Source organism: Undibacterium sp. GrIS 1.2 (assembly GCF_040544435.1).
Lineage (GTDB): Bacteria > Pseudomonadota > Gammaproteobacteria > Burkholderiales > Burkholderiaceae_D > Undibacterium.
Map to the genome: position 1 here is coordinate 1 of NZ_JBEONP010000077.1, position 12,240 is coordinate 12,240.

14 protein-coding genes and 1 pseudogene are annotated in these 12,240 nt (G+C 44.1%); 7 read left to right on the forward strand and 8 right to left on the reverse strand.

Going from position 1 to position 12,240, the window contains the following annotated elements; all coding sequences use genetic code 11:
• Nucleotides 1-325: 325 nt before the first annotated feature.
• Together AAKU61_RS20680 and AAKU61_RS20685 are read left to right on the forward strand one after the other, a co-directional pair.
• Nucleotides 326-646 carry a hypothetical protein gene (locus AAKU61_RS20680; protein ID WP_354335319.1) on the forward strand — a complete coding sequence of 107 codons (321 nt, stop codon included), beginning with the start codon at nt 326-328 and terminating at the stop codon, nt 644-646.
• Nucleotides 647-731: 85 nt separating this feature from the next.
• Nucleotides 732-1,016, forward strand: coding sequence for a hypothetical protein (locus AAKU61_RS20685; protein WP_354335321.1), 285 nt, complete (start codon nt 732-734; stop codon nt 1,014-1,016).
• A gap of 237 nt (nt 1,017-1,253) precedes the next feature.
• Here the strand turns inward: AAKU61_RS20685 and AAKU61_RS20690 are convergent, their stop codons facing one another.
• From AAKU61_RS20690 to AAKU61_RS20725, 8 genes are all read right to left on the reverse strand, one after another.
• Complete coding sequence (locus AAKU61_RS20690; protein ID WP_354335323.1) at nt 1,254-1,463, reverse strand: hypothetical protein; 210 nt, start codon at nt 1,461-1,463, stop codon at nt 1,254-1,256.
• Between the two features lie 183 nt (nt 1,464-1,646).
• Entirely contained in the window at nt 1,647-3,596 is a 1,950-nt protein-coding gene (dnaK, locus tag AAKU61_RS20695) for a molecular chaperone DnaK (protein WP_354335325.1), read from the reverse strand.
• Between the two features lie 243 nt (nt 3,597-3,839).
• On the reverse strand, nt 3,840-4,541 hold the full coding sequence (locus tag AAKU61_RS20700) for a PRC-barrel domain-containing protein (protein WP_354335327.1): 702 nt from the start codon (nt 4,539-4,541) through the stop codon (nt 3,840-3,842).
• Nucleotides 4,542-4,806: 265 nt separating this feature from the next.
• A complete protein-coding gene (locus AAKU61_RS20705; RefSeq protein ID WP_354335329.1) occupies nt 4,807-5,139 on the reverse strand; it encodes a hypothetical protein in 333 nt (110 codons plus the stop codon).
• A 133-nt stretch (nt 5,140-5,272) separates the two neighbouring features.
• Nucleotides 5,273-5,464 (reverse strand): universal stress protein, encoded by a 192-nt coding sequence (locus AAKU61_RS20710; RefSeq protein WP_354335331.1) that lies wholly within the window; start codon nt 5,462-5,464, stop codon nt 5,273-5,275.
• Between the two features lie 265 nt (nt 5,465-5,729).
• Entirely contained in the window at nt 5,730-6,062 is a 333-nt protein-coding gene (locus AAKU61_RS20715) for a hypothetical protein (RefSeq protein WP_354335329.1), read from the reverse strand.
• A gap of 133 nt (nt 6,063-6,195) precedes the next feature.
• The gene (locus tag AAKU61_RS20720) at nt 6,196-7,035 is read right to left on the reverse strand and encodes a universal stress protein (protein ID WP_354335332.1); all 840 of its coding nucleotides are present in this window, start codon (nt 7,033-7,035) and stop codon (nt 6,196-6,198) included.
• Nucleotides 7,036-7,121: 86 nt separating this feature from the next.
• Complete coding sequence (locus tag AAKU61_RS20725) at nt 7,122-8,081, reverse strand: oxidoreductase (RefSeq protein ID WP_354335334.1); 960 nt, start codon at nt 8,079-8,081, stop codon at nt 7,122-7,124.
• A 392-nt stretch (nt 8,082-8,473) separates the two neighbouring features.
• Between AAKU61_RS20725 and AAKU61_RS20730 the strand changes: the two genes are divergently transcribed.
• The 5 genes and pseudogenes from AAKU61_RS20730 to AAKU61_RS20750 all read left to right on the forward strand — a co-directional run.
• Nucleotides 8,474-9,169 carry a VIT1/CCC1 transporter family protein gene (locus tag AAKU61_RS20730; protein ID WP_354335336.1) on the forward strand — a complete coding sequence of 232 codons (696 nt, stop codon included), beginning with the start codon at nt 8,474-8,476 and terminating at the stop codon, nt 9,167-9,169.
• A 319-nt stretch (nt 9,170-9,488) separates the two neighbouring features.
• The gene (locus AAKU61_RS20735; protein WP_354335338.1) at nt 9,489-10,463 is read left to right on the forward strand and encodes a cation diffusion facilitator family transporter; all 975 of its coding nucleotides are present in this window, start codon (nt 9,489-9,491) and stop codon (nt 10,461-10,463) included.
• A gap of 464 nt (nt 10,464-10,927) precedes the next feature.
• Nucleotides 10,928-11,146, forward strand: coding sequence for a heavy-metal-associated domain-containing protein (locus tag AAKU61_RS20740; protein ID WP_322118478.1), 219 nt, complete (start codon nt 10,928-10,930; stop codon nt 11,144-11,146).
• A 73-nt stretch (nt 11,147-11,219) separates the two neighbouring features.
• Nucleotides 11,220-11,873, forward strand: coding sequence for a BON domain-containing protein (locus AAKU61_RS20745; RefSeq protein ID WP_322118477.1), 654 nt, complete (start codon nt 11,220-11,222; stop codon nt 11,871-11,873).
• 128 nt (nt 11,874-12,001) lie between these two features.
• Nucleotides 12,002-12,240 (forward strand): annotated as a pseudogene (locus AAKU61_RS20750) (DUF1269 domain-containing protein); the annotation flags it as partial.

Genomic DNA, 12,240 nt, shown 5'->3' on the forward strand with positions numbered 1-12,240 from the left:
GAAGACAAAATCACTAAAAAAGCATCATTTTATTTTTTAAAAATTCAACCTTTGCTGAAACGGCTCTGATTAAGGCTGTCATGCAAAGGTCTCGATTTAAATCAAACATCAAGAGAGATACCATGACACACATTATTGCGGGACGATTGCAACAGAAGGCGCAGGTTGAGCATGCAATCAATCAATTAATCAATTAATACATGCCGGTTTTGCCGAACAACAAATAAGTTCCTTCTAAGTTAACCCGTCAGGACAACATAATTTATATCCCATCGGCGGTGATCAGGAGGTATCACCTGGCGCCAAAGAAACTGGCGAAGGTGCCATGCAAGGCGCAGCGACTGGCGGTGCTGTTGGCTCAGATGTCGGCATCGCAGGCGTTCCTTTAACTGGTCCTGTCAGTGCTGTACTGGGTGCACTAGTCGGAGCGCATATTGGCTCTCTGATCGGTGGATTATCCAAAACCAAAGAGAAAGGCGAGAAAGAAGAAGGCGAAGAAAATAAATCTAACATACGACAATCCGGCATGGTGGTCGCCGTTAGTGTAAATAGTGCGGACAAAGAAAACGCCGCAATTACCCTACTTCTAAAATTGGGTGCCAATCAGATCGAAAGAGCCGAATGCAATATTACAGACGGCAATTGACAGGACTTTGATCCGCTTAAATCACCCGAATTAAACAAAGCCTCAATGCAAACTTAATTCAGATATAGGATCTAATAAACATACCATGACGATAAAAGTAAAATCCAGCAAGAGTAGCGTCAAGAAAGATGTCAATAACGGTACTAATCTTTTGTTACCACATGATCATGATGAGGTATCAGCGAACGCCGTTATCAAACCTGATAAAAAAATGAAGCAGGCATTTGTTGACCTAGAACGCGGCTTAGTAGACACCGATTTGCGCGGAGAACGTGGAGTTGAAGAGGTAGTGACATCAAAAAAGATGCTGAAAAATAAGCGAGAAATTGCCGTGAAAACCGAACCAGACATCAAGTCAAAAAAGACGTAAAAGCACATATAAAAACGTGTTAAAAATTTTATATAACACGCTTAACTCTCCCGACTATTATTGACACCAAGTGTAAAGTTCAACACGCAAATGAAAATATACTCCTAATTAGTATATTTTAATCGTCCATATAATCATTCGACAATAAGGCATTTTTATTAATTTTTGTTGGGAGTATATAAAACTCTCTTGGCAAAAATGGATATCTCTCAATACATTTCCCACACCAGTTTGCGGTTATTTTTTCTTGATCTTAGGCGTGCTTGACTGCACTGTTGTCTTTGGTAGTGATGGCGGAACCGATATCTCGACTGCAATCGCATCGCTGGCAGGAAAACTCTCTTTTAACGCCTCATCTAGCGCGCTGTCAGCATGACTCTCCCCTGTCAATACATTGCTATCGTCTTTATGCGTTGGCAACGGGAAAGGTGTTTTTTTGGTTTTCAATCGGATACCTTTTAGGGAGTGACTAATACGAGGATGACATTGATCAACAACGATACCGGTGCAGAGTCACAGCGAGACGCGCCAGAGACCTCCAACATCAAGGTCTCTGGGCCTGATCATCTTCAGGCGCAACGAACATTTAGCAAACATTTAGCGACCGCTGACCGAACAAGTGACGACAACTTATTTATGCTCTTTGACCTCTTCAAACTCCGCATCAACTACATCATCTTGCTGTTCTTCCTGCTTAGACGAGTGGGAAGCAGAATCGTTGCTTGCTGCGCCGGAATGCTGAGCAGACTGTTTTGCAGCCGCATTGGCTTGCATCTTATCTCCCAACTTTTGTGCTGAGCTGGATAAAGCAGAAATCTTGCTATCGATATCGGCCTTGTCTGCGCTTTTTAAGGATAACTCCAATTCCGCAATATGTTTCTCAATAGCGTCTTTTTCCGAAGTATCCAATGTTGTACCGTATTCAAGCATCGATTTATTGGTATTGTGGATCAAAGTATCTGCGTGATTTCTGGACTCTGTTAATTCTTTTAGCTTCCTGTCATCTTCTGCATTGACTTCGGCGTCTTTCACCATTTTCTGGATTTCTGCTTCAGTCAGACCCGAATTGGCTTTGATCGTAATTCGATTTTCTTTGCCGGTCGCTTTGTCTTTGGCACCGACATGCAAAATACCGTTGGCATCAATATCAAAGCTCACTTCAATTTGTGGCGTGCCGCGCGAGGATGGTGGAATGCCTTCCAGATTAAATTCCCCCAATGCTTTGTTTTTGGCAGCGATTTCCCGCTCACCCTGAAATACTTTGATCGTCACCGCATTCTGATTGTCATCTGCAGTAGAAAATACCTGGCTAAATTTAGTCGGAATCGTGGTATTTTTTTGTATCATCATCGTCATCATGCCCCCCAGCGTTTCTATCCCTAACGATAAAGGCGTGACATCGAGCAGTAAAAGATCTTTCTGATCACCCGACAATACGGCACCCTGAATTGCTGCGCCAACCGCTACCGCCTCATCAGGATTAATATCTTTGCGTGGCTCTTTACCAAAAAATTCTTTTACTTTTTCCTGTACTTTTGGCATACGTGTCATGCCACCCACTAAAATAATATCGTCGATATCTGCCACACTGATACCGGCATCCTTCATCGCCGTTCTGCAAGGGGCAATGGTGGCCTCGATTAATTCCTCTACCAGAGATTCTAATTTGGCACGGGTTATTTTCATGGTCAGATGCACTGGTGCACCATTTGCCATGGCAATGTACGGCTCGTTGATTTCTGTCTGCTGGGCAGAAGATAATTCAATTTTTGCGCGCTCCGCAGAGGCTTTAATCCTTTGTAACGCAATCGGATCTTTTTTAAGATCAATACCGTTGATTTTGTTGAAGTCGTCAATAATGAAATCAATAATGCGCTGATCAAAATCCTCGCCACCTAAAAAGGTATCGCCGTTGGTGGACATTACTTCAAATTGTCTTTCGTTATCGACTTCTGCAATTTCTATAATCGATACGTCAAACGTACCACCGCCCAAGTCATAGACCGCAATTTTACGATCACCCTTCTCTTTTTTATCAAGACCAAATGCCAGAGCAGCTGCAGTCGGTTCGTTGATAATGCGCTTGACATCTAGCCCAGCAATGCGTCCGGCGTCTTTAGTCGCTTGTCTCTGAGCGTCATTAAAATAAGCCGGTACAGTAATCACTGCCTCGGTCACTTCTGTCCCAAGATAATCTTCTGCTGTCTTTTTCATCTTGCGCAATATCTCGGCTGAAATCTGCGGTGGTGCAAGCTTTTTATCTCTGACGCTAATCCATGCGTCGCCGTTATCCGCTTTGATAATTTGGAATGGCATGAGTCCTATATCTTTTTGGACTTCTTTCTCATCAAATTTACGTCCGATCAAGCGCTTGACCGCGAATAGCGTATTTTTGGGATTAATCACTGCCTGCCGTTTTGCGGAGGCACCGACCAGAATTTCTCCGTCTTCTTGATAGGCGATGATGGATGGGGTGGTACGTGCACCTTCTGCGTTTTCAATGACTTTTGGTTGCCCGTTTTCCATAATTGCAACGCAGGAATTGGTTGTTCCAAGATCAATGCCAATAATTTTGCTCATGATATGTCGTCCTTTTAGATGATACTTGTTCAGGACTTATAAAAAACCGCCCCAGTTGCCTTGTAGCTGCCTTTCGTACTAACTAAGGCACCAAATACTGATTTGCCACTACGCCTTACCTGGACGATTTTGCATAAGTCCTATTGTTATTAACTGAGAAGAGAAAATCGTGTCGCTGGTGCAAACGTTATTGACATTGACACCGTAACTCAAGACCACATCGACCACTGAGTTCGTGATAAATCAGGTAATGATGCTTTCCATTGAATGCTTCATGCGAACGAACGCTTTATTGACATCAGCCTCAAAATTTTTCCATTTTTTTGCCTCTGCACGCTTCATTGCAGTCAGCTTATCTTCAGCCAATTTAACGTCTTGCTGCAGAGTCTGTAATTGCTGATCAAGCTTAGTTTTTGCTTCACCCGAGAGGGTTGCAGATTTTTTTTGAATCTCTGCGATTTTTGCTTTTGCTTTGCTCAGATCTTGTTCAGCGTTTGCTAAAAACAGATCGCGTTTTGCGGTGTCACTAGCGTAATTAAATGGAGGCATTGCCTTTACCGCCTCTTTAGATGCACCCGGTAAAATTAATTTGCCGTCCTGTTCGATAATTTGCGGTGAGGGGATGCTCACATTATGCTGACCAAGTCCGATAAACCCACCTACAGCAATAATCAGATAAGACACATTCTTCTCCGGTGTGATGATCAGATCCTCGACCTTACCGATTTTTTCTCCAGTCTCGTTATAAACTGATTTGCCTAAAATACTTTTTTTGGCACTCCAACCAGTCGCAACTTGCTGCACTTCCGATACCGTCATACCGATCATGGTGGTAGATCCAGCAACTTGTGCGCTAGCAACGCCAGTGCCTGTGAACATTAATACGCTTGAGATCGCCAGCGTGCTTGCAATGGCGATGAGGATTTTATTTTTTCGGAGTTTCATTTTTTTCTTTTCTATCAATTTAGGTGAGAAGGAAAATCAAAACGGGCGTAACACCTGCCGGATTTTTTCGTCGTATTTTGGTGACGTACTACTTGTAGACTTTTGAGACTTATTTCGTCTGTTCGTCATCCAACATACCCATTGATTCTCCGATTTTGTTGATCCAGATCAAAGAATAGAGTTGATATCTGACGGCATGCTTAGTCACTATTTTCAGTGAATTTTCTTATTGAGCTTGCTTGGTAAGCTCGCTTAGAAAATATAATCAAATAGAAGAATAACGATGCCAGCTATTGACTAGCCAGCTGGTCATGTCCTTACAGCTGCTGATATCGTCGGGAATAATAGTTTTAAGAATACGTTCGGTACGTAGCGCTACCACTTTTTCTTCCCCCAGATCGGGATGCTGTTTAGCAAATTCATTCACAAAATATAAAACCTGGTCTCCATCGTCTCTATCAAGAACGGTATTGCCTTGTTCAAACTGATTTTCAGCATGGGTATCACTAATATCGCCACTCAGATCGACCGAATATGAAAATTGTAAATCTGCCTTTGTCAGGCAACGATTAAGGGGATTTGATTTTAGCTCTTCCATTTGACTTCCCAAATTTTAAATTCTTTGCGTTTGAATGCTTAGATATTTGGACACATAAAAGCATCCAACCCTTCATAAAAATCAAAGTTGAAACCGGAGATTGAACTGTCTGCGTCGAGAAAAATACCCGGAATTAATGTGACACAAAAGTACAGCAATCAGCGCGCAGTAACAGATCATGGGTTACGCCGCCAAATACCCATTCCCGAAAGCGACTATGGCCAAACGCACCTACCACAATCATGTTGGCTCTATAGTCTTGGATGATTGCTAGCAATTGCGTGCTTGCAATGGCGATGAGGATTTTATTTTTTCGGAGTTTCATTTTTTTCTTTTCTATCAATTTAGGTGAGAAGGAAAATCAAAACGGGCGTAACACCTGCCGGATTTTTTCGTCGTATTTTGGTGACGTACTACTTGTAGACTTTTGAGACTTATTTCGTCTGTTCGTCATCCAACATACCCATTGATTCTCCGATTTTGTTGATCCAGATCAAAGAATAGAGTTGATATCTGACGGCATGCTTAGTCACTATTTTCAGTGAATTTTCTTATTGAGCTTGCTTGGTAAGCTCGCTTAGAAAATATAATCAAATAGAAGAATAACGATGCCAGCTATTGACTAGCCAGCTGGTCATGTCCTTACAGCTGCTGATATCGTCGGGAATAATAGTTTTAAGAATACGTTCGGTACGTAGCGCTACCACTTTTTCTTCCCCCAGATCGGGATGCTGTTTAGCAAATTCATTCACAAAATATAAAACCTGGTCTCCATCGTCTCTATCAAGAACGGTATTGCCTTGTTCAAACTGATTTTCAGCATGGGTATCACTAATATCGCCACTCAGATCGACCGAATATGAAAATTGTAAATCTGCCTTTGTCAGGCAACGATTAAGGGGATTTGATTTTAGCTCTTCCATTTGACTTCCCAAATTTTAAATTCTTTGCGTTTGAATGCTTAGATATTTGGACACATAAAAGCATCCAACCCTTCATAAAAATCAAAGTTGAAACCGGAGATTGAACTGTCTGCGTCGAGAAAAATACCCGGAATTAATGTGACACAAAAGTACAGCAATCAGCGCGCAGTAACAGATCATGGGTTACGCCGCCAAATACCCATTCCCGAAAGCGACTATGGCCAAACGCACCTACCACAATCATGTTGGCTCTATAGTCTTGGATGATTGCTAGCAATTGGTTGGTGTCATCGTTGACCGAAAAAGATGCAAGAGATTCTGCCTTAATATCGTGCCGGTGCAGCCAAGCGACGACATCATCTAAATGTGCATGGGCATCCGATAAATTATCGTCCTTAGATATCTCAACTACCACAACCTTAGTTGCTTGCCTGAGCAAAGGTAAAGCATCGATAATGGCTCGCCTGGACTCGCGTGAATCATTCCAGCCGATGACGACACAGTTAAGGTCCAGACTTGCCATATCTGGTGGAATGATCAGAACAGGTCTGCCGGTCTGCATAACAAGATCGCCAATATTCATTACCCGAGCATCATCAAATATGGAGCCAGATTTAGCGCAGGTAATAATCAGATCTGCGCATCGCGCCTGTTGTGCAACATAGTCTGATAATTGCGTCAAAGTAATCGCAGAACGCCATTCGAATATCTGCAAACTCTCTGCCATACTCTCTTTTACAACAGCGTGAAACTCTGTTTCCGCCTCATGGATTTCTTCGGTAATTTCATCCTGATCTTGTCTGATCAGATCGCCCGAAATATAGCCATCTCCATAGGCAAATTGCATAGGCTTGCAAACACCAATACCGATCAAGTGAGCATTAAATCGATTGGCAAGACCGGTAGCGGTTGTCAAAAGTCCCTTATTTGAACGTCCTAATTCAACGTTAACCATCATGCTTGTATAGGTCATTTTATTTCTCCATTAATCAATCTGGTCTGCTGAGTTATCGAAAAAAAACATAGCAAAGTTAGTTGTTCGATTTGATCAAAACAATGTCAGGTCATATTTTTGGATTGATTTTTAGGAAAATCAGCAGCGCGTGTAACGTCTTCCCATGCTAAAAAATCTTTACGCAAGTCGGTGAGTTTAGCCATCGCGCCTTCAAATGCAGCAACGCCAAGTAACAGATGATGCGGTGGTTTGGGTGATTCCACCGCCAGGACAATCGCATGCGCGGCGCGAACAGGATCGCCAGGCTGTTTGCCGGAGATCGCTCTTACCTGACTACGCCAGACACCTGCAGTGGAGGCATAATCTTCAATTTGTAGCTTACTTTCGTTGGCTGATCGCCCGGCCCAATCAGTCCGGAAACCACTGGGTTCGACTAGCATGACTTTGATACCTAAAGGCTCCACTTCTTGACACAGTGCGCCGGACAAACCCTCTACTGCAAATTTGGTCGCGTTGTAATAACCCACTGCTGGAAAAGCACAAATACCGCCAATTGAAGAGATATTGACGATAAAACCCGATTGTCGTTGCCGCATTCCTGGCAACACCGCACGGATCATATTGCTTACACCAAAGACATTGACTTCAAACATCTTCCTGATCTCTTCTTCCTCGCTTTCTTCAACCGCTGCGAAGTAGCCTATTCCAGCATTGTTGACCAGCACATCAATACAACCAAACTTGTCTTCTGCGGCTTTAATCGCCTGGTTAATTTGCTGCTGGTCGGTCACATCTAAGGTCAATATCAGCACATTTTTATGGTGTGCCAAATCCTTTAAGTCATCTGTATTACGCGAGGTGACAATAACGTTATAGCCCAGACCGATCAGATGTTGCGCTAATTCCCTGCCAAAGCCTGTGGAGCAACCAGTAACAAACCATACTGGTTTTGCATTTATCCCGGCTTGATTACTTGGACTTGCAGTCGTAATTGTGTTGGTAGATGTGTTCACCTCACTAAATGTTGCGGGTGTTATCGATGTTATGGATGTTATTGATGTCATGGCGAACTCTCATGCAGGCGTTGTAGTTAGCTCATATTGAGCCTGACAAGATCAAGTCGTCTGTGCGGTAGTTCGCTTAGCCAATATGAGGTGGCAAACAGAATCAGTTAGTCGGATGACGTAATTGATACAGGCTAAAAATAGCGACTAAATAAATTATTTCTTGCGACATACTCGTATAAAGTTGTTGACGTATGAATCAAGAAAAGTATTAGTAGGACTTGCGCAAAATCGCCCCAGCTAGGTTGCAGCGACTAGCCGCACTAAAGCACTGTCGTCGTCGCTACGCCTTGCTGGAACAATTTTGCATAACTCCTAATCAGAAACTATCTTACGTCATGGAAATAGAAGTAAAAAAATGAGTACGAAACACAAATACGGTAAATGAGATCATGAGAAGAAAACATCCTGAGCAACATAAACTTGAACATATCGGCTGGCTGAGAGCTGCTGTGCTCGGTGCGAACGACGGCATCGTTTCTACCTCGAGTTTAATTTTAGGTGTTGCAGCCTCTAACGCTAGCCATACTAGTATTTTGGTTGCAGGCGTGGCAGGTCTGGTGGCTGGCGCGATGTCCATGGCGACCGGAGAATATGTTTCTGTCCAGTCCCAGGCGGATACAGAAAATGCGGCGCTGGAGACCGAAAAACGAGAATTAAAAACAGATCCCGAGGGTGAGTTAAAAGAATTGACTGAGATCTATGTTAACCGAGGTCTAGACACCTCATTAGCGCGACAGGTCGCTGTCGATCTCATGAAAAATAATGCGCTGAATGCCCATGCCAGAGATGAATTAGGTATTTCTGAAACTCTGAGCGCCCGTCCATTGCAGGCAGCCTTTGCCTCTGCCGGTAGTTTTACGATTGGTGCATTGCTGCCCTTATTGGTATCGGTTCTGACACCTAACCCCTATTTGAGTTGGCTCGTGGCAGCGACTTCTATAGGTTTTCTGGCAGTTCTTGGTGGGCTTGCTGCTTATGTTGGTGGTGCTAATGTCGTACAAGGATCTGTGCGGGTAAGTTTCTGGAGCGCTTTAGCCATGGGTTTAACCTATGCTGTGGGCTCTGTATTTGGAGGCATGCAATAAGTCTCAAACACAGCAGTGATCTATTGCAATTGCTGAATTTTGGGGTACCAAGGAGTGTCATCAAATAAATGGGAGTGGCGCAAAAACTAAAATCGCTCATCATGTGGATACCGAGACACGGAGACACGGAAAGACAAAGGGACAAAAAAGAGAAAGGCATATTTTCGGTCTTCTTCAGATTGTCTCACTATTTATTCTTCCTCTGCGCCTCTCTGATGAGAGGTCTTGACGTTTTCCAACCCGCCTAATCGCTATACGTGAACTGCTGCAAATAGCTTTACGCTTTTACGTAGTCCTAAGATGATGAAAATGAACTGACATGGCAACGAATGCATCTTCAAAGCAGGTCATCTACGCCGCACTGATCGGGAATATTTTAGTTGCCATTACCAAAGCCAGCGCCGCTACCTGGACTGGTAGTGCAGCTATGTGGAGCGAGGCAGTACATTCATTTGTGGATACTGGCAATGAATTATTGCTGCTGTATGGCATACGTCGCGCCGAACGACAGGCCGATGCGGAGCACCCCATTGGCTATGGCCGCGAGTTATATTTTTGGAGTTTTATTGTTGCGCTGCTGGTATTTGCGCTCGGTGCTGGCGTCTCGATATACGAAGGCATTTTACATCTGCTAGCGCCTCAAGCAATCAATGACCCCATCGTCAGTTATGTTGTATTGGGGCTAGCGTTTGTATTTGACGGTACTTCCTGGTTAATCTCACTAAAACAGTTTAAAGCGTCCAAGGGCACATTGGGTTATTACGAAGCATTTCGTCATAGCAAAGATCCTGCCTCTTTTATCGTTTTATTTGAAGACAGCGTGGCGTTGATCGGGATCGTGATTGCTGCATTTTCTACTTACCTGGCAAGTAATTTGGGTATGCTGGCATCAGACGGGATTGCTTCTGTTCTGATAGGACTAATACTCGCAGGTACTGCAGGATTACTCGCCCGCGAAAGTAAGAGTCTGCTGATCGGAGAACGTGCCGACCGCCAGCTAAGTGACTCGATGCTGAGTATTGCGAATCAACTTTCTCCCTCAGTAAAAACCAATGGTGTATTGACTGTGCAGCTTGCGCCAGATCAAATACTGGCAGCGATGAGTATCGAATTTGCTGATGACCTTAAAACATCACAGATTGAAACTCTGGTCGTTGATATTGAAACCCAAATCCGCGCCAGCCATCCAGAGGTCGTGACTTTTTTTGTAAAGCCACAAACTGCAGCCGCTTTTAAAGCGTCTGCACAGCGGCGTTTTGGGCTGCTTGACTCTTTGGTAAAAAAATCTTCATAAGGATATTGATCGCGCTCTCATATAGCACCTCTGGTTCGCCGAATAGAAATCGCAGTTCAACCCAGATTTTCCTTTGGAACAGCGACAAGTGTGCCTTTTGCGGACTAACTGACTAGACGCAACGACGACACAAGCTGCCTCTTGTCAGGAAGGACCACAACGTCAGGCAGTTCGCCAAAGCTGTAATTGCCGCTGTAGCGCTTCCACTCAAATCGCGTTAGTGCTATCTCTCTGAATACCCCGTGTCGTCTGCGTTTTTTCCGAAGGGGTAGCGGTCTAATGGCCTAATGGAAAATCTCGGTTCAACTATTGCCTATCGGTTAGATAGCGCACAGACAGGTCTTACTCTGCTCGCCTAGCCTGCCTTCATACAAGCATAAATAGAGAATTCAAAAAAAGAAATTCTCCATGAGACATCGACGATTTTTTCTAAACTTGGTTCTTTTTAATGATGGAGAATAGCAATGGAAACGATGATTTTTGATATTCAGGGCATGACCAGCGGTGCCTGTTTAGGTCATATCTACCGCGCGTTGGAAGGCATGGATGGGGTCAGCGATACAGAACTTTCTTTACGCGATGGGCAAGCCATCGTATCTACTGATCCGACATGCGTTACTGCATCGCAAGTAGAAGAAGTAATTGAACGACTTGGCTACCATGCCAACATTCATTTGGCGTAAGCGGCACACCGCACAGATTAAGATTTTCGTTTAGCACAAGCTGACTGTTCTTTAACCTAAACGAAAGTTAAAAATGAATACCGATACACAAATTCAAAAAGACGTTCTCGCTGAGTTGGAATGGGAACCTTCTGTCGATTCCTCCCATATCGGCGTTGAAGTATCTGACGGCGTGGTCACACTAGCAGGTCATGTCAGCAGCTTTGCAGAAAAGTGGGATGCAGAGCGAGCAGCACAGCGGGTTTATGGTGTAAAGGCGCTGGCAATCGAAATGGATGTCCGGTTACCAGGAACCAGCCAAAGAACCGATGGCGACATAGCGCGTACCGCAAAAAATGCACTTGAATGGCTGACCTATGTGCCAACCAAGGCAGTGAACGTAACTGTCGAGGCTGGCTTCATCACCTTAACGGGCGAAGTTGACTGGGAATATCAACGGCAAGCAGTCACTGATGCCGTGCGCAATCTGATGGGTGTGACTGGCCTCAGCGATCAAATTATCATCAAACCAAAAGTCTCCTTGGATGCGGTGAAATCAGATATCGAAGCAGCCTTGAAACGGCGTGCTCATAACGACGCAAAGAATGTTTCAGTCAGCGTCAACGGCGCAGAAGTGACTTTGGCGGGAACCGTGCATAGCTGGCTAGAGCGCGATCTGGTCATGCATTCGGCTTGGGGAACACCTGGTGTAAAAAACGTCGTGGATCATACAACGATTCGATATTGATTTTGTAAAAGTGAGCCGTATTGCTAAATAACGGACATTGAACTGCATTGTATTGCGCCTGACGATGTCCGCCTGTCCCATCATCGAAATATTAAATCGAAATATTAATTACGTTACGGAGTAACACCATGGAAACCAAAGATTCACCAGTGCATATTTTTAATAGCCACATTGAAGCAGAGGAAGCCATACAGACACTCAGCAAAGCTGGCTTTGATATGAAAAATTTATCCTTGATAGGTAAGGGCTATCACTCCGAAGAACATCCTCTAGGGTTTTATACCTTAGGCGACCGGGTAAAAACTTGGGGTGGCAATGGCGCATTCTGGGGTGCTATCTGGGGACTGCTGTTGGCTCCTGCGGTGTT

What these genes read in the sequence shown, in the direction of transcription:
- AAKU61_RS20715 (WP_354335329.1), bottom strand. Translation starts at nt 6,062, where the DNA reads ATGGAAGAGCTAAAATCAAATCCCCTTAATCGTTGCCTGACAAAGGCA.
- AAKU61_RS20735 (WP_354335338.1), top strand. Translation starts at nt 9,489, where the DNA reads ATGGCAACGAATGCATCTTCAAAGCAGGTCATCTACGCCGCACTGATC.
- AAKU61_RS20725 (WP_354335334.1), bottom strand. Translation starts at nt 8,081, where the DNA reads ATGACATCAATAACATCCATAACATCGATAACACCCGCAACATTTAGT.
- AAKU61_RS20720 (WP_354335332.1), bottom strand. Translation starts at nt 7,035, where the DNA reads ATGACCTATACAAGCATGATGGTTAACGTTGAATTAGGACGTTCAAAT.
- AAKU61_RS20705 (WP_354335329.1), bottom strand. Translation starts at nt 5,139, where the DNA reads ATGGAAGAGCTAAAATCAAATCCCCTTAATCGTTGCCTGACAAAGGCA.
- dnaK (WP_354335325.1), bottom strand. Translation starts at nt 3,596, where the DNA reads ATGAGCAAAATTATTGGCATTGATCTTGGAACAACCAATTCCTGCGTT.
- AAKU61_RS20680 (WP_354335319.1), top strand. Translation starts at nt 326, where the DNA reads ATGCAAGGCGCAGCGACTGGCGGTGCTGTTGGCTCAGATGTCGGCATC.
- AAKU61_RS20740 (WP_322118478.1), top strand. Translation starts at nt 10,928, where the DNA reads ATGGAAACGATGATTTTTGATATTCAGGGCATGACCAGCGGTGCCTGT.
- AAKU61_RS20685 (WP_354335321.1), top strand. Translation starts at nt 732, where the DNA reads ATGACGATAAAAGTAAAATCCAGCAAGAGTAGCGTCAAGAAAGATGTC.
- AAKU61_RS20745 (WP_322118477.1), top strand. Translation starts at nt 11,220, where the DNA reads ATGAATACCGATACACAAATTCAAAAAGACGTTCTCGCTGAGTTGGAA.
- AAKU61_RS20730 (WP_354335336.1), top strand. Translation starts at nt 8,474, where the DNA reads ATGAGAAGAAAACATCCTGAGCAACATAAACTTGAACATATCGGCTGG.
- AAKU61_RS20700 (WP_354335327.1), bottom strand. Translation starts at nt 4,541, where the DNA reads ATGAAACTCCGAAAAAATAAAATCCTCATCGCCATTGCAAGCACGCTG.
- AAKU61_RS20710 (WP_354335331.1), bottom strand. Translation starts at nt 5,464, where the DNA reads ATGAAACTCCGAAAAAATAAAATCCTCATCGCCATTGCAAGCACGCAA.